The organism is Calothrix rhizosoleniae SC01, assembly GCF_900185595.1.
Taxonomy (GTDB): Bacteria; Cyanobacteriota; Cyanobacteriia; order Cyanobacteriales; family Nostocaceae; genus Calothrix_A; species Calothrix_A rhizosoleniae.
In genome coordinates, this window is sequence record NZ_FYBH01000080.1 from 1 (window position 1) to 16,586 (window position 16,586).

Sequence of the window (16,586 nt, forward strand, 5' to 3'; positions counted from 1 at the left end):
AATGCTTCAATACCCAGGATAATATCTCGGTCAGTATCGTTAATTTTTGCTTTTCTTCTCTGGGGACCAATTAATTCATAGCCAGATTTATCTAATTCATCATAAATGCGAATTCGTTTAGCAGTGTCTCGATTAACTGACAGGTAAAAATCATATCCAGATGGTAAATTTCTGACACCAACTTTACGAATAATCATAAAGCTAAAGTCTTTGATATCCAGAAGTCCTTTAATGTAGTTTTCTTCCCCATCATGGCGCTCATCACCATAAACAGTGTCGCGATCGCTATTGACTAATAAGACTGCACCATGACCGTTAATTCCTCCTTGCCAATCCCCTTTATGAGGATTATTCTCTTCAATAATCCCATCCCTATCTGCATCAACATCTAAACAAATCCTCAAACAAGTTAGCTTGAATTGGACTTGAGTCAGCTGATGTTCACCATCATCCATAAAGGTTATTTGTAAACTGCGATCTTCGAACTGATCGCTAGAGGTTCTCCCTAAGAGAGTAATTTCGGGAATTTGTTCTAGGGAAATTAGGGTTTTTAAGGAAATAACAGGCTGTGTCTGAGATGAAACTTCGATTTCTCCGCGAGTTTCTAAACTCACAAATTTACTATCATCAGGAGCAATATTTTGTAAAGATATTTGCAATGGCTGACCAACAACTAAAATATCTTCGTATTCCCGACTCTTTTCCCTTGAGCGTGAGCTACGGGGATTGTCAACTTGTAATAAAGTTCTCATACAATAAGTAAAGATTTAATCAAGTGAATGTAACTATTTTAATGTCCATGCCGAAGGATAGGTATAGAAATCTACCAAAAGATTCTTGAAGGAGTAAGATTTTCTCTGGGCGCTAGTAGTGCCATAATAACCAGTTGAACCAGCCGATTTCTTTTTGGTGAAAGTAACTTTGAAGGTGGGAGCAGATTCGTAAGTTAACCCATAAGTTGAAGTGACGCGGCTATCAAACAAATCATGGGCGACATTAACCATTTCCCGAGGATGAGCACGGCGGTTGGCTGAGTTACGGTTTCGAGGACTAGTAAAAATATCCTGACTAGGATCCTTTGGTCGGCGATATTTTTCTTTACCAGTTAAGGAAGATTTCCAACTAGCAATAGTAACCTTCTGACTCAAAGGATGGTACTTGTCATCTTGGGTAAGGTAAGTATATTTCACGCCACATAATTGCCAATATCTGCTTCTAACTTTCCTACAAGCACCAATATTTGAGCCAGCCTGGGAAAGATCAAAAATGCTAACTCCTCCCTTTCCTACTACAGACATTTTGACTTGGGGTGTATCCAGATCAGTGACAACCAAAGCTGTATTTTCATCAAGTGCGTAGGCATCATGAATACCAGTGTCCCATGCTAAACGTACTATTCTGCCTTGTCGTCCTCGTTCGCCAAAGTGGGTATCAAGAATACCGTATTTGAAGAAGCCAAAACCACCTAGTTGGTTATAGGAGACCTTCTTGCGACTCTTGTTGGAGATATACAAGCCATTTTTGAGAGCTTCATAGCTTTCTCCATTAGTAATCATGGGAATATTCTTGGTTCTATCTCTAACATAACTGCCACCTCCATGAATCACTGTCCCTGCACTCGTGCCAGCAATTACTGCCCCTTCTGCATACTTTTGGCGAATGGCAGATAAAACAGGACTATCAGTACGTTTGCCGCTATTGTTGTATTTTAAAAAACATTTAATTAGTCGAGATTGGTCACCACCTCCAAACAAGAAACCAGTCATTTGATTGACTTGCTTAATTACGGCTTGGCTGGAGTTGTTGTGAATGTTGTCTAGGTCAATGGGAATCCATTGGGCATCTGCTACACCTATTTTTTTCAAGGTTTGAACGTATTTACCTCCATTCACAAGGGAATTTTTAGCTTTTGGGGTTCCAGCTTTTCTGTCTTGGCTAGGAGGACGAGAGGCTGCGGTAATTACACCAATTTTGGCAGCTTTTGCACCACCAGCAAGTTCAATAACTCTTTTGTAAATGGCTAGGCTATGGGGATTGGGAGAATTCCCGGTGACTTTTTTGAGTCCACCGCCCACAAGAACAAGAGATTTTGCCCAAGTAGGCAAGCCAGTGAATATATTTAAAGATATCAGGGTTAACAGTAATAAAGCTTTCCAGGATTTTGTCATAAATTTTTTGATGAATGAGCGCATTCTTAACCTGGGAAGGCAGGTTTAGTTTGTATAGGGCATTATATGCAGCCTCATAAAGAATTGGTATAAAGTTTATCTATAACAGTTAGAGAATTCCAAATAAAAGAATAATCAATTGTTATGAATGCAGAAGGCAGGGAGCAGCTTACAAGGGTAGGTTTTTAACATTTCGGTTGAAGCTAGACATCTCCGAAAAAGAAAAGGATACAAGCCCCCAAATTTATTTGTGGAAAAATTAGAAATAATGGTGCCGCGATGCATAAGCACTCTTTCTCAATAATTTATTTTTTGATACAGTCGCTCATGGGGGAAACCCCTTTTCTGCGCGCTGCTCTCTACATTCATGTATGGGGTTTCTCCTCTGCTCCTTGTTCCCATGCCTCTTCCTGACGCATATTTCATTTCTGGAAATGTCTACTAGTTAAACCAGGCAGAAGGCTCGATAATTGGTGATGCATATAACATTTTCAGCACCACAAACCTAAATAAAATATAAAAACTTCAAAAATAGCAATGTAAAATACTATTTTGCGGATTTTTTGCGGATTCTTAACATTTAGTTAACCAATATCCGTCATAAAATTCGTCAAACTCGATACAATTTATAAAGTAAAGGGAGCCGGAGATGAAAAAGATGGTGCTATCTAAAGGCTTTGAGATTGAGATGTATACTGGTACATCTAGTGGAGATATAGTCGGCCTCTCTGACAAAATTACTGCATCTTTAGACGGATTTATGCGGGAACCGGATAGCCGCAATGTAGAATACATAACCGCACCATCCCGTAGTTATGAACAATTATTGTGTGGATTGGTACGTCCCCGGTTAAAACTACGCCAATACTTATCACAGCTAGGGGATTACACTCTGATTCCAGGTAGTACCCTATCCTTGGGCGGAAGCGATCGCTTTTTTCGCTCTGATCCCAGCAAAGAATATCATGAATATATTGAAAAAACCTACGGCACAAAAGTAGTCACCGCTAGTGTACATATTAATATTGGCATCGATGATCCAGAATTATTAATGCGGGCTTGTCGTCTCATTCGCATAGAAGCCCCCTTATTTCTTGCTCTTAGTGCTTCTTCTCCTTTTCTAGATAGCAAAGCCACGGGCTATCACTCTACCCGATGGCGTGTATTCCCCCAAACTCCCACTGATGTACCTTTATTTGTCAGCCATAACCATCACATTCAGTGGGTAGAGTCACAATTAGCAGCAGGAACAATGCAAAATGTGCGCCATTTGTGGACATCAGTAAGACCTAATGGTAATGGTCGTCCTTACGATCTCAATCGCTTAGAATTGAGAATTTGCGATTTAGTTACAGACCCCATTGCTTTACTGGCAATTACTGCTTTATTGGAAGCAAGACTATTGCAGTTAATTGGCAATCCTAACCTCGATCCATTAGTTCAGAGCAGTTTTTCTCCAGAAGAGCTGGTTTCCATAACTACAAAAAATGAAATCGCAGCAGCAACTACTAGTTTGGATGCCCAGCTTATAAATTGGCAAGATGGTAGCATTATCCGCGCCAGGGATTGGATCGCAGAAATTTATGAACAAGTTTTACCTGTAGCCAAAGAACACGGCTTTAGTTGTTTCCTCTCACCCTTACCAAAAATTCTGCAAAAAGGTAACGAGGCACAACAATGGTTACAACTGCACGCCGTCGGTATTAGCAGTCGTAGCGCCATAATCCAGGCAATTAATACTACTCGAGAACGAGAAATTGAATTAGAAGACAAATTATGTCCTCAAATAGTTACCTAACACTGAGTCGAGCTGCTACTAGTACCGCTACGCGGAAGTCAAAAGTGAGTCATTGCGGTGGACAGGTTTCCCGGCATAAAGCAACTGGCGCAATCCGTAGGGGTTTCCCTGCATAAAGGAGGCAGTGCGTTGGGCCGGTTCCCCAACTTGTAGCAACTGCCGTAAACTGGCGTAACCCGGAAGGGTTCCTCAACATAACTCAACTACCGTCAAGTAGGGCAACCCGAAGAGGTCAAAAGTATTGTGTTCTCTGGCTTTGAGATTTCATAAATGGTTAGTTTATTTCCGCCCCTGAAAATTTTGAGGAACAAATTTCAGATTTGTACTCATACTCTATAAAAATAAAAATTCTCAAACACTAACCCCTCTTCTCCACTTCACTAATTTGCCAAAAATTGTGTTTTGGAGGCTAATTTAATGTTTAGAATTTCTAATTGTTCCCAATGAGTGAAGTTATATTAATAAAAACTATTATTGACCTCTCTCTTTGGACATATTTTAGCGAAAATATACATATTAAGTTTTGAGTACAAATGCCTCAGGTTGTTTTAGTTAATCCTTTAATTCCTCCAAATACAGGCAATATTGCCCGTACTTGTGCAGCTACGGGCACTGAGCTCCATTTAGTTGCGCCATTAGGCTTTGAATTGAGCGATCGCTACCTCAAAAGAGCTGGTTTAGATTATTGGCCTTACGTGAAATTACACTATCATGAATCACTAGAAGTGTTTCAAAGGTTACATAAACAACGTGGTGGTAGATGCTTAGGTTTTAGTGTTAGAGGTAGTTTTAATTACAGTAAATTTACATACCAAGCCTCTGACTGGCTCGTATTTGGCAGTGAAACTAATGGCTTACCTGCCACTTTTCTGGCGAGCTGTGATCATACTCTCTGTATCCCTATGGAACAGCCTCAGGTTCGTAGTTTAAATCTTTCCGTTAGTGTTGCAGTTGCTTTATTTGAAGCTCGTCGCCAATTATCACATACGTAAGTAAAAATACTTTAACTTTATAAAATATTCATATTCAGTTTAAATAACTTTACGTAAGGTATTCATTACCTATCTGCAAAAAAAATATAATTTGGACTCAATTGCCACCAGTGAGACATGGCAATGGGGAAAACACTGATATTTGCAAGGGGTTTGATATAAGAAAAATGTATATAAAAATTCAATAGTGTGGAAATTTTAATGATAGATTTTCATGAATTACATTCCTTTGTCGCCAGGGGAACAAAATAGCTCAATGCTAGTCGTAGCAGTTATTTATGTGAATTTAATTGTTCAGAAAGCATTTCCGAGCGAAAAAAGTACCTGAGGGTTTACACGGTTGTCTTTTAGGGAATAATCAGCGTACAGTCTCGTACTTAGTAGGCGGATTGTTTACATAACCCCTGGAATATATAAAACAGGGAAGCTTATTTCCTTAAAAAAGGATGTGAAATCTCAATTCCTGGCAAATTGTCAGTTAATGCAAATAAAAATTTGTTTTAATTACAGTCACACTCAGGTATATGATTTCACACAAGCTGTAACCAACCGAACATCTTGAGGAGTGAAACGTGTCACAGGCAAGTCCAAGTCAAAATTTAAATTTTGCCAAATTTTATGAACTTGTCTAAATCAGAGAAGCAAGTTAATCTTGCTTAATATATCTCTGGCGATTGTGATATTGATCTTTTTTCTTAGTGATCCAAATCATTGACTAATATTCGGCTAATAAATCTAAGTCAAATAAGCGCTAGTGTTCATAGGAGGTCGTCTTTGAAACGAGCATTTAAGAAAAAAAGTAAGGCTGCACTTGAAAGTTCTTCTAGTAGTGATGATGCACCGGTGTACCATTTAAACAAAACAGTGACTTCCTTAAATAGCCACCAGATGCCAAGCAAAGCAGCAATGATTGCCTTGGCAATTTCTATGGGAGCAACCAGCCTTTTGGTGACTCGACAAAGCGACCAAGCCCTTGCAGCAAAACCTGTAGGTAGCCAAAAGGCTTCCATCAAACCTGCTGCTCCTGACACCAAAGTGAACTTTGTCAACACAAAGTTGCTGGAATCACAAGTCACCTCGTCAGTGGGTGTGCTTGGAAATTCTGCCATAGTGGAACCCACAGTTATTTCACAGGTGCCTGGGCTTGGAGCTAATTTACAAGCCACACCAGGTAAAGAAGCGACTGTGGCAACTACTACCAGTATTGCCAATTCCAGTTCTTTAACTTCTAATCGCCAACAAGCAAAATTAGCAACAGCTAATGACCAGAAAGCTGACAAGTCAGATAGCTTGGCTGTCAAAACTTCTAAATTACCCGACGTTAATGAGCAATTAAAAGCGCAGCAAGAATTTGCGCTTAACCGTCTCCAAGAAAAATCGAACCGTTTAAAAACAGGTCTGGCGGAGTTGCGGTCTGAGGAGACCAAAGCTGTATCTAATAAGTCTGTTGCAGCTACACCAGCTAGTCAAGCTAGTTTGGTAAATAAATTAAAGCAGGCAAAGAAAAATCATAAGTTATCATCCACGGCAACAGCTACACCTGCCAAAACCATAACCACCGAAAAATCATCTAGTGTTATCGCCTACCAAGTTAAATCTGGTGATACATTAGCAATCATTGCTCGGAAGTATGGTACATCTGTATCAAAAATTATTAAAGCCAATAAACTGACTAATCCATACCAACTACGAATTAGTCAAACACTTAATGTACCTACATCTGGGAAGGTTGTTAAGACTACCGAGATTAATGACCACGAGGGAATTGGTGGAGATACTCCAGTTCCCACAGCATTTGTAGACACGCGAGTAGCTGACAGAAGGTCTAGTCAGTCCAAGAACTCAAAAAATAATCCCCGTCTCAACAGTCTCAAAAATGAGATTGAGAGATTAAGAGAAAAATATCGTGCCCAGCAATCAGGGAAAAAAGTCACCCCACAGAGACGAAACAACGTAACGGTTGTGGAATCTACGGTTACTCGCCAGAACAACACTGCGGTGCCAATTTTTGTTCCTAAACCGATGTCACCTGGTTCTAATACCAGAACACGTCCCCAATTCTTCCCCAATCGTTTGAGAAATCCAGTCGGAACAACTAATAGAGGAAAAAGTGACACTGAGTCTTTGGGAAGACTTCGGGGAGTTAGGGTTTCCCCTACAAATACACAATTACCACCCCTGGCAGCAGTAGATAAATATCTGCCCAGACCGATTGAAAATACTCCTAAGTCCTCTGCTGCTTTCATTTGGCCTGCAAAAGGTGTACTTACCTCTGGCTATGGCTGGCGTTGGGGAAGAATGCATAAGGGTATTGATATTGCTAATTCTACAGGTACACCAATTTATGCGGCGGCTGATGGTGTAGTGACTAAGGCTAGTTGGAATCGGGGTGGTTATGGCAAATTGGTAGAAATGCGCCATAGAAATGGTACTATAACTCGCTATGCCCATAACAGTAAAATTTTAGTCAAAGCTGGGCAGCAAGTCAGTCAAGGTAAAACTATTGCTTTGATGGGTAGTACTGGTTTTAGCACGGGGCCACACCTTCACTTTGAAATTCGTCTTGCTGGTAAAGGAGCAATTAACCCCATTGCTTATTTACCACCACGGGTTTAATCTCAGGGCTCGATTTTGAAGTTTCAGAATATACATGATGGAGGGAGTGTAATCTCCCTCCTATTTTGTTCTCTGGTATATATCTAGGGCTTGCTAAACTAGGGCTTGCTAAAAAAGTTATGATTGTGGGCCTAGTAACTATTATCTAATTTATACCCATAAGTTAACAAATGTACCCATTTTGTCTAGATATAGGGGTTTACTTTAATACATATTTACGGTGATGAAAGTAGGACGACATTGTTGTTCTTTACCCCAATTCAATTTTTAAGAATTAATAATTCTGCCATTGACACCACTTATAAATTGTTGAAATTTTTTTGTCATCCGAAAAATTGTCAATACAAGGTTTTTAAACTAGTAGTCTGTCCCATAAAATATAATAGATTTTCTATCACACCCGCCTAGGACTAAAAGTCCCAGTCTAATAGTAAAAATCATATAAATATGACCATAACACTAGCTATCAGAACTAATGGGACAGACCACTAGTTATCAGATTAAATATAATAGACATCTGGTGTAAATTAAATATGCATCAGCCAGAGCCTTTGTAGGGAAGCATCCTCGTCAATGAGAATTAAGTCTTTCGCATTACTCCAAAGTAAATGGAGATGTAACTTTGCATTTTTTAAATAATAATTAATTTTACATGACTAATATTTCCTAAGTGTTCGGCTAAATTAGTCATTACAAGTAGGTGGGTAGAAAAATTGAATGACATTAAAATTACCATTAATAACAAGCGATCGCTTACTATTATCTTTGGGTCAAACAGAAAATATACCGGCAATTCTCAAATACTATACAGACAATCAGAGTTATTTAACTCCATTTTATCCCCAATGGCATGAAAACTTTTTTACCGAGCAATTTTGGCAATGTCAATTGCAGATAAATTTACGCAGCTTTATAAATTATAAATCATGCAAATTATTTATTTATCCTCAAATAAATTCTCATACAATTATTGGTTCTATCAACTTTAGCAACTTTGTCTGGGGAGCTGCATATTTTTGTACTGTAGGATATAGTCTGGCAGAAAATAAACAAGGACAAGGGCTGATGAATGAAGCCTTAGGAGCCGCTATTGACTATGTATTTAAAGAATTAAATATGCACCGGATTATGGCAAATTATATGCCTCACAATCAACGGAGTGGAAAATTATTGAAAAGACTAGGCTTTGTAGTTGAGGGTTATGCTAGGGACTATTTATTAATTAATGGTAAATGGGAAGACCATATTCTGACTAGTTTGATTAATCATGATTGGCATAACTAAATAAGAAAAATAATTTAATTGTAATTCTACGCAATTAAATTTTTGCGATTGTCAAAAGACAGGCTGTCAAACATTGCGTATTTTTACGTTTATGTACAAATGTAAAATCGAACACTAAAATTTAAGTCCAATTACATTTATAACTTTCTAATAATATTCTTTTTGTAGGTTATCTATGCAACTTCTGGAAATACCTAGTGTAGTAGCGATCGCTGGTGAAAATGCAGTTCATATTTCTCAATTGCCTAGGGTGTGGCAAGATATCGCCAGGGGAAAGGCAAATGTAGGACTTGGCAATCCACAGAACTATATTGAGATGGCACAGTTATTCCAATACAAGTTGGAGGAGGGTGATGTAGACTTATTCAGCGATCGCCCAGAATTAGCCCACCTTAAATCGTCATTCTCTCAATTATTCGCACAACTAGCAAGGGAAACCCTAGATTTCTACGGACATGATTTTCAGATTCATAACTACCCAAACTTTGAAAAAATTCTTCGTGAGCTTGAGTCAAAGGGGGTAGGGTATGAAAATGAGGTGAAAGTTGCTCACATCGGTATGGAGTTATTTCAAGAGTTTGGTTACGAACTTCCTGCAAGCTTTTACCAAGTACATTTAGCCCCTATTTACCGTGATCATGTGTTTGAAGAGCGAGCCTTAAGGTTTGAGCAGCGCGATATAGAACACAAGCGTTCCTGGGATGCTGTGCTTCATGCTGGCAAGGTTTTTGCTATGCAGATGAAGGTGCAAAGTATTGCCTCCCAATATGGTTTTACTTATCAACACGGCTGCGGCTGTAATTCCCACCTATCTTCTATTGATGCATCTCTTGGGGCGTTTACCTATGAATTAAGCCCCGAAAAACGGCAGAGGTGGATTCGCAGTTTTATCTGGACTGCTTGGTATGAGTATGCTTTCTTTCCAATAGTACCAAATACCAAATATTTAGTGTGAAGAATGGGCATCGGGATTACTGCTCGTAATTAACCCAACCCACCATTCCATTAACACAGCCCGACATTGCAAGCAAATCAATGAATTAAGTAAAGATGAGATACCATCATGATTAATCGGATACATTGCTCCGATAAAATCTGAAGCAATCTCGACAGTGGGTTCCAGGTGAGCAACAAAGCTAAATAGTTTCTGATTCGAGAAAGAACTATTGACAGCCGAACCCTGAGAATTTAACGGTGTAAGTAGGGAAATTGTTTCTGGTGCAATTCCCAATTCTCGCTGAAGAATTTTAGGGGCGATTGTCACAGCTTTTTCTGTCTCTGGAATCCTTCCACCAGGGAAATCGAGGGTTTTTTCTCCTACTCCTGGACGATAAGTTGGTGGTGGCAAAATCAACTGTTGGTTTTGAATGGGTAAAATAATCACCGAGTCTGCTTTTTCCACCCGCCAATATTCTCGGATTTGTCCTTGTTCATCCTGAAGATGTTCGCCAATTACTGACAACCATTGGGAGCGCAGTTCCAAGAATCTATCCTGAATTTGCCAATCTTTACTCATATTCATGTCCACCGTGGAAGCTACTTTATGGACAAATTAAGAAACAATTGTGCTGCAATGCATAAGACATGGGGACAATCCAAAAAAAATCTAAAATGTAAAATCGTTTGACCGTATCAACTCATACAGACAATAACGAAAAAACGAAATATTAGAACTTGTTTTTTTGCCAACAAACTAATAAGATATTAATAGTAGTTGGGTATACAGAAACCTTAATTTTTATTAAAAATTTAATATTTACGTGGGTATGAGTACATATTAAGTTATGCAAAAAAAAGTTGCTTAATGTTATGCAAACGTTGACGGGCAATGAGTTTAGTATTGAGTACATAAATGCCTAATCCTAACCCCCAGAAATACTAGTACCCCCATCCATAAATACCAGTACCCTAGACCCAAAGAAAGTTTTAAGTCCCCGTTATATATGGGTTTAAGGCTAGTGAGTACAAGTTTAATAAAGATAATAAAATCAATAGCGATCGCTATCCTTGTCTGCTTGAGAGCCGCCTGATATAAGCAGAAAAATACACATGGCTCTTTTCACCAGACATTAGGGATGCAACAAACCTTAAATCGCACTAGGAATTCAACAATAGCAGAAACACCGACTGGTGCAAAGACAGAAAGGGAAAAATCTTCCTTTTTTGGTATTTTTTTGCAGCCAATTTGCAAGGATTTTAAAATCATCTTCGAACGGGATCCAGCTGCACGTAATTGGCTGGAGGTGATGTTTTGTTACCCTGGCTTACATGCACTGTGCTTGCATCGTCTTGCTCACTATTTATATTGCTGTGGGGTGGTTTTCTTTCCTCGTTTTATTTCCCATTTAGCCCGGTTTTTAACAGGAATTGAAATTCATCCAGGTGCAAAAATTGGTCAGGGTGTGTTTATTGACCACGGTGTTGGTGTTGTGATTGGCGAAACTGCTATCATCGGAGACTATTCCCTCATATACCAAGGTGTCACCCTAGGAGGAACGGGTAAAGAAAGTGGTAAGCGCCATCCTACCCTCGGTGCAAATGTGGTGGTGGGAGCAGGAGCAAAAGTTTTAGGAAATTTGGAAATTGGCGATCGCGTCCGTATTGGTGCTGGTTCTGTGGTACTGCGCCATGTCCCAGCTGATTCTACAGTGGTGGGGATTCCCGGTCGAATTGTTTCCCGTCGTCAACAAGAACGTCTTTCTCCCCTAGAACATGGAAAACTTCCCGATGTGGAAGCTAATGTAATTCGTTCTTTGATATCTCGTATTGAGCATCTAGAGAAACAGATACATATCCTTACCCATGATGGCAAGGATGGACAAATTCAGCACAAGGACAATTGATCGTGTCTCAATTTTGTAATTCAGTAAATCTAGGGGTACAAGCCATAGATATTCCCATTAGCGATCGCTGGCAAATTTATCATCGTCTCCAAGAATTACAGATTCAGTGTTGGTGTCCTGTTGATGGTTCTTTGCAAGTAAAAGTTACCAGTTATATCGACGTTATTCTCATTCGCAGTACAGTCATACAATTTACAGCTAGCCGCCAAGAATTAATTAATTTTTTGGAAAAATGTTGGAAATTGTAATCACTGATTATTTATGAAGAGAATCATGGTTTGATTACTCCATATTTAGCAGCCGACGGTCACTTATTTCCAGTAAATAGCACGAGGAGTGAACCAGGGAAACAGAAATTATTACTTTTTCTGCATACATTGTTAATTAAATTCATATAAAAAAGTAGGTAAATTAGCTGTTATGAATTGTAGCTAACATTAATCATATCAAGTATAGGCTCTGTATTTGACTAATATCTCACCAGAAAAATATATAGCCTAATTTACATAAATATTCTCTTAATTTATTCACAATCCAGACAGAGAATATTAACCAAGACTAAAACAAGCAAAATTAGCAGATTCATTGTTCCTTGCTACAGAAGTTAAACCTACTATGATGGTAACCTATCTCAGTGATCCAAAATTTCTCTATTTTTTACAGCATGAGCTAGAACTACCCCGAGAAGATATAGCTGTAGCAATGAAGAAAAAAGAATTGAGTGATGGTCCTTTACCAATGCTCCTCTGGCAGTATGGTTTAGTTTCTTTAGAACAGCTAGAAAGAATTTTTGATTGGTTAGAAGACCACAATTAATTAGTTTCAGGTCAAAAATATTGAAGCTGAATCTGAATTTTGCAACAACACATAATTCTTATCTAAAAGGTCATCTGTCATGATTTCTACTTTTTTGGCTGGACTCAGCATATTACTATTTTTAGGGTTGACAAACACTTACATGAGTCATCTCTTGTTTGTTGATGTAGAAGCACAAACTGGCAAAAATAACTCTTAATTGCTGCCATTTGGTACTTCATCTCATCCAGATGGATTCTAGGGGATTGGTAATTGGTCAGAAAATGAAAAAATTACCATCAAAAGTCAAATATTTTCATTTTGAATGATGCCATGACCCATTAACATTACCAATGCCATACGAGGAATTTTTGATATGTATTCACTCCTAATTAATGACACTACACTGCGAGATGGAGAGCAAGCAGCAGGTGTGGCATTTAACTTACAAGAAAAAGTCGCGATCGCTAAATTTTTGGATGCAATTGGTGTTCATGAATTGGAAGTCGGTATTCCTGCTATGGGTGTAGAAGAAACACGAGCAATTACCGCGATCGCCAACTTGGATTTGGAAGCAAAATTGCTAGGTTGGAACCGGGCTGTCATTTCTGATATTAAAGCTTCCATCGCTTGCGGTTTGAAGCGAGTACATATTTGCATCCCCGTTTCTGGAATCCAAATTGCTGCTAAGTTTCATGGTCAATGGCGAGTCACCCTACAACAGCTCAAAGATAGTATCAGCTTTGCTTTAGATCATGGTCTTTGGGTCGCAGTGGGAGGAGAAGATGCTTCCAGGGCTGATGAAAACTTCTTGCAGGATGTTGCCATGTATGCCCAAGAATGGGGGGCTTCCCGGTTCCGTTTTTGTGACACCGTAGGCATTCTCGATCCTTTTGCTACTTATGGCAAAATCAAACGACTGGTCATGAATTTATCTATACCAGTAGAAATTCACACCCATAATGACTTTGGTTTAGCAACAGCTAATGCCTTAGCAGGTATTAGAGCTGGTGCAGTATCAGTCAATACAACAGTCAATGGTTTAGGGGAAAGAGCTGGGAATGCAGCTTTAGAAGAAGTAGTCATGGCTCTCAAACGCATCTACCACATGGATGTGGGTATTGATACACCCCGTTTATTGGAACTATCTCGACTAGTGGGAGCAGCTTCCGGATGTAATATACCACCTTGGAAAGCGATCGTGGGAGACAATACCTTTGCCCACGAATCAGGAATCCACGCCCACGGTATCTTACAAAATCCCACTACTTACGAGCCATTCGCCCCTGAAGAAGTAGGTTGGGAAAGAAGTTTAGTAGTGGGTAAACATTCAGGTCGCCATTTATTGTCTAATTTGCTGCAAAAGTATGGTATCGTTCTTAACCCAGAAGAAACCCAAACAGTATTAGACGCAGTGCGTCAGGAATCAGTCAAGAACAAGCGCAGCCTCACTACTCAAGAACTATTGAATTTAGTAATGGAGCAGAGGTATTACCATGCGATTGGATGAATTAGAGCTAAACCAACCGCCACATTTTGAAATTGGTGAAAAGGTAAAGGTACGCAAGCTACTGAAAAATGATGGCACTTTTCCTGGTCAGGAGATAGGGAAAGTACTGGCAAAGGTTGGTGATGTTGGTTACGTTGTCAGCATTGGTACATATTTGCAAAAAGCTTATATTTATGCGGTGCATTTTCTGGAAACAGGTTTTGTTGTCGGTTGTCGGAAATACGAATTAGAGTCACTTGATTATATCGATGAGGAGGAAGATTCATGAAAGTTATGTTACGTCAAAATGCGGCTGGACATTTATTAGCTTATGTACCTAAAAAAGACTTGGAAGAAGAGGTTGTGAAGGAAACAGATACAGCCGATGGGAAAGTTTTGACTCTCGCCAATGGTTGGGAATTAGCATTTCCCAATATGCCAGATCCTTTAAAATTACCCCAAACTTTAGAAGCTAAACGTCTTGCCTAAAAGATAATGGGGGGAGTGGAGAATTAAGGATTATTAGTTATTCATAAAAGTTTATAGCTATAAATCAAGATTCAAAACTTTTCCCAAATCTCTCAAATTGTCAGTGTCAACAACTAGATTGCTAAAAAATGGGAAAAAAATACCTGAGACTATCAGAATTTACAATTGAAGGCAAATTTCTGGGGTTATTACAAAATAAACGCCAAAAAAATAGCTGTTTGCAATTAAAAATTGAATCTGGGGATGTAGAAATTAAATTACCTAAAAATTTACGTCCTCAAATGAGTGAATTGTTAATTCCTGGGGAAGATATTCGAGTTTTAGGTGTTAGTAAGTTACATGCAAAAACAGGTAAAATTAAATTAAAAGCGCATCAAGTATTATCTATATCTAATGACAATCCTCAACAAATAACCCCTGCAAATAAAGCGAAGATTTTAGTCTGTCAAAAATCTAGTTGTCGCAAACGGGGTGGCAGAGGTTTATTGTCAAACATAGAAAAAACCTTATGCGATCGCGGATTGAATGAATTGGTAGATATTGAACATACAGGCTGTTTAAAGCACTGTAACAGTGCTCCTAGTTGTGTATTTCAGGTAGGGAAAAAGCAGTATAAAAAAATGCACCCAGAGGCGATCGTTGATATTCTTTTAAAAGAAAATAATTCCCATATTTCCCCAGAAAAAAGTCATTGCTCTGATAAAAATATCAGTTAAAATTTATTAACTCGAACTAATGTTAAATAGCAATGATATGTTATTGCGTTAAACTACTCCAGTATTGAGCCGGGATGCACAATTGTCACAATGCGTCTCAGCTCAATGCCGCAATATAATGGCTTCTATTTTATTTATTCTGTTGTATCATTTTTTTCAACTTAGCAGCTGTTTCTTCCGGTTTACCAGAGAGAGGAAAAACTAAAATATTCTTAATTTCTGGATTATTAATTAATTCTGTTAAGCGATGAAATTGTTTATCAGTAATAGCAATGCCATTATATTTTTTGACATAGTTTAACTCCTCTTTAAAATTTTTCTCATTGTAAGCTTGAATAAATGCTCGATCCACATTCCATTTTTCCCAGTCAGCAGCGAAATATCGTTTAGCCCAATAAGGGTTATGATGACAAATATCAAAACTCACCGCAGGATTGGCTTTTTTCATTGCAGTTATCATTTGTTGCAACAAATTAGTTAAATTAGCAGTGCGATCAACTTTTCCTGGTAACTCTGCATGATAACCGAGATAATCATCCCATTGAACCGCATTAATTTTTGGGTATTTTTCAACAAATTCTACTAAAATATCTTTAAAAAAATTAGCAACTTCAGGAATCTCGACATCAAGGACATAATGCTCGATTCCAGGGTAGGTTCTATCAACTCCAGGCACAACCCATTTACGAGCGATCGCTAAATCAAAAATAGGACTATTTTTATCTATTTTAATACCTTTTTCAAAATAAGCATGAACTTCCATCCCTTGCTTATGGGCTTCATCAATTAACCAATCTAACCACTGATCTCGAAACTCATTAGGACAACTTTTATAACCTAGGGTTTGTTGCATGACTTTGCTGTTATAAGTAAGTCGGCACAATAAAACCAAACTATGTGAAGAATAGTAAATAAGCCTAAAACCCTTGTTCCCCCTGCTCCCTGCTCCCTGCCCCCTGCCTTATCCAAACGATAATTTTTTACGCCAACCTACTTACATAGTACAGCCATTACCCCAAACACCATGAATAATTGTATTAATACCCTGAGAACGATAGTAACGAACTCGTTCGCGAATCTTCTTCTCGCTAGCATTATTAGTAATATAGTATCGACTTAAATAAATACCTCTAATTACTTCTTTCTCCCAAGATGTTTTGGGAATAATCCTATTTTGTACTTTTTTCGTATTAGTCTTTTTCTCAATGACAGATGATGGTGTATTTTGAGGTGTAGGTGATGTTTGTATGGAGGTGGGTTGAGGTTTTTTAGTACTTGATATAGAAGGAGTGGGAGAAGTTAGAGTTAGACTTGGAGTTGGAGAAGCAGTTAGAGTTAGAGTTAGACTTGGAGTTGGAGAAGCAGTTGGTTTGGAGGTTAAAAAAGGAATATTTAC

The 16,586-nt window shown here is 38.6% G+C and carries 14 protein-coding genes and 3 pseudogenes; 12 read left to right on the forward strand and 5 right to left on the reverse strand.

Annotated features, from left to right (window positions below; all coding sequences use genetic code 11):
- Window positions 1-752, reverse strand: a pseudogene (locus CALSC_RS04780) (protein-arginine deiminase family protein); the annotation flags it as partial.
- 33 nt (window positions 753-785) lie between these two features.
- Window positions 786-2,168, reverse strand: coding sequence for a cyanophycinase (locus CALSC_RS04785; protein WP_159460561.1), 1,383 nt, complete (start codon window positions 2,166-2,168; stop codon window positions 786-788).
- A gap of 658 nt (window positions 2,169-2,826) precedes the next feature.
- On the opposite strand from CALSC_RS04785, the gene gshA reads away from it, so the two are divergent.
- The 5 genes from gshA to CALSC_RS04810 all read left to right on the forward strand — a co-directional run bounded on the left by gshA (window position 2,827) and on the right by CALSC_RS04810 (window position 9,813).
- Window positions 2,827-3,966, forward strand: a complete 1,140-nt coding sequence (gene gshA / locus CALSC_RS04790; RefSeq protein ID WP_200817569.1) for a glutamate--cysteine ligase — start codon at window positions 2,827-2,829, stop codon at window positions 3,964-3,966.
- Window positions 3,967-4,499: 533 nt separating this feature from the next.
- Complete coding sequence (locus tag CALSC_RS04795) at window positions 4,500-4,958, forward strand: tRNA (cytidine(34)-2'-O)-methyltransferase (RefSeq protein ID WP_088240266.1); 459 nt, start codon at window positions 4,500-4,502, stop codon at window positions 4,956-4,958.
- A gap of 774 nt (window positions 4,959-5,732) precedes the next feature.
- Window positions 5,733-7,574 carry a peptidoglycan DD-metalloendopeptidase family protein gene (locus tag CALSC_RS04800; protein ID WP_088240267.1) on the forward strand — a complete coding sequence of 614 codons (1,842 nt, stop codon included), beginning with the start codon at window positions 5,733-5,735 and terminating at the stop codon, window positions 7,572-7,574.
- 717 nt (window positions 7,575-8,291) lie between these two features.
- On the forward strand, window positions 8,292-8,858 hold the full coding sequence (locus CALSC_RS04805; protein WP_088240268.1) for a GNAT family N-acetyltransferase: 567 nt from the start codon (window positions 8,292-8,294) through the stop codon (window positions 8,856-8,858).
- Between the two features lie 175 nt (window positions 8,859-9,033).
- Complete coding sequence (locus CALSC_RS04810; protein ID WP_088240269.1) at window positions 9,034-9,813, forward strand: hypothetical protein; 780 nt, start codon at window positions 9,034-9,036, stop codon at window positions 9,811-9,813.
- On the opposite strand, the gene CALSC_RS04815 is transcribed toward CALSC_RS04810, so the two are convergent.
- On the reverse strand, window positions 9,805-10,374 hold the full coding sequence (locus tag CALSC_RS04815; protein WP_088240270.1) for an NUDIX hydrolase: 570 nt from the start codon (window positions 10,372-10,374) through the stop codon (window positions 9,805-9,807). The genes CALSC_RS04810 and CALSC_RS04815 overlap by 9 nt on opposite strands.
- A gap of 559 nt (window positions 10,375-10,933) precedes the next feature.
- Here CALSC_RS04815 and cysE point away from each other — a divergent pair.
- The 7 genes from cysE to CALSC_RS04850 all read left to right on the forward strand — a co-directional run bounded on the left by cysE (window position 10,934) and on the right by CALSC_RS04850 (window position 15,190).
- The gene (gene cysE, locus CALSC_RS04820; protein ID WP_088240271.1) at window positions 10,934-11,701 is read left to right on the forward strand and encodes a serine O-acetyltransferase; all 768 of its coding nucleotides are present in this window, start codon (window positions 10,934-10,936) and stop codon (window positions 11,699-11,701) included.
- Window positions 11,702-11,703: 2 nt separating this feature from the next.
- Complete coding sequence (locus CALSC_RS04825) at window positions 11,704-11,949, forward strand: Asr1405/Asl0597 family protein (protein WP_088240272.1); 246 nt, start codon at window positions 11,704-11,706, stop codon at window positions 11,947-11,949.
- Between the two features lie 370 nt (window positions 11,950-12,319).
- Entirely contained in the window at window positions 12,320-12,517 is a 198-nt protein-coding gene (locus tag CALSC_RS04830; protein WP_088240278.1) for a DUF2949 domain-containing protein, read from the forward strand.
- A gap of 355 nt (window positions 12,518-12,872) precedes the next feature.
- On the forward strand, window positions 12,873-14,006 hold the full coding sequence (gene nifV / locus CALSC_RS04835; protein ID WP_088240273.1) for a homocitrate synthase: 1,134 nt from the start codon (window positions 12,873-12,875) through the stop codon (window positions 14,004-14,006).
- Window positions 13,993-14,274 (forward strand): nitrogen fixation protein NifZ, encoded by a 282-nt coding sequence (locus tag CALSC_RS04840; protein WP_088240274.1) that lies wholly within the window; start codon window positions 13,993-13,995, stop codon window positions 14,272-14,274. Before nifV ends, CALSC_RS04840 begins: the two co-directional genes overlap by 14 nt.
- Window positions 14,271-14,474 (forward strand): putative nitrogen fixation protein NifT, encoded by a 204-nt coding sequence (gene nifT, locus CALSC_RS04845; RefSeq protein WP_088240275.1) that lies wholly within the window; start codon window positions 14,271-14,273, stop codon window positions 14,472-14,474. Before CALSC_RS04840 ends, nifT begins: the two co-directional genes overlap by 4 nt.
- 128 nt (window positions 14,475-14,602) lie before the next feature.
- Window positions 14,603-15,190, forward strand: a complete 588-nt coding sequence (locus tag CALSC_RS04850) for a (2Fe-2S) ferredoxin domain-containing protein (RefSeq protein WP_088240276.1) — start codon at window positions 14,603-14,605, stop codon at window positions 15,188-15,190.
- A gap of 130 nt (window positions 15,191-15,320) precedes the next feature.
- Here the strand turns inward: CALSC_RS04850 and CALSC_RS04855 are convergent.
- Window positions 15,321-16,058: pseudogene (locus CALSC_RS04855) on the reverse strand (family 10 glycosylhydrolase); the annotation flags it as partial.
- Between the two features lie 129 nt (window positions 16,059-16,187).
- Window positions 16,188-16,586, reverse strand: a pseudogene (locus tag CALSC_RS27270) (family 10 glycosylhydrolase); the annotation flags it as partial.

Excerpts from the sequence above, each read along its gene's own strand:
- CALSC_RS04830 (WP_088240278.1), top strand. The coding sequence starts at position 12,320 with ATGGTAACCTATCTCAGTGATCCAAAATTTCTCTATTTTTTACAGCAT.
- CALSC_RS04810 (WP_088240269.1), top strand. The coding sequence starts at position 9,034 with ATGCAACTTCTGGAAATACCTAGTGTAGTAGCGATCGCTGGTGAAAAT.
- nifV (WP_088240273.1), top strand. The coding sequence starts at position 12,873 with ATGTATTCACTCCTAATTAATGACACTACACTGCGAGATGGAGAGCAA.
- CALSC_RS04840 (WP_088240274.1), top strand. The coding sequence starts at position 13,993 with ATGCGATTGGATGAATTAGAGCTAAACCAACCGCCACATTTTGAAATT.
- nifT (WP_088240275.1), top strand. The coding sequence starts at position 14,271 with ATGAAAGTTATGTTACGTCAAAATGCGGCTGGACATTTATTAGCTTAT.
- CALSC_RS04805 (WP_088240268.1), top strand. The coding sequence starts at position 8,292 with ATGACATTAAAATTACCATTAATAACAAGCGATCGCTTACTATTATCT.
- gshA (WP_200817569.1), top strand. The coding sequence starts at position 2,827 with ATGGTGCTATCTAAAGGCTTTGAGATTGAGATGTATACTGGTACATCT.
- cysE (WP_088240271.1), top strand. The coding sequence starts at position 10,934 with ATGCAACAAACCTTAAATCGCACTAGGAATTCAACAATAGCAGAAACA.
- CALSC_RS04815 (WP_088240270.1), bottom strand. The coding sequence starts at position 10,374 with ATGAGTAAAGATTGGCAAATTCAGGATAGATTCTTGGAACTGCGCTCC.
- CALSC_RS04850 (WP_088240276.1), top strand. The coding sequence starts at position 14,603 with ATGGGAAAAAAATACCTGAGACTATCAGAATTTACAATTGAAGGCAAA.
- CALSC_RS04795 (WP_088240266.1), top strand. The coding sequence starts at position 4,500 with ATGCCTCAGGTTGTTTTAGTTAATCCTTTAATTCCTCCAAATACAGGC.
- CALSC_RS04785 (WP_159460561.1), bottom strand. The coding sequence starts at position 2,168 with ATGACAAAATCCTGGAAAGCTTTATTACTGTTAACCCTGATATCTTTA.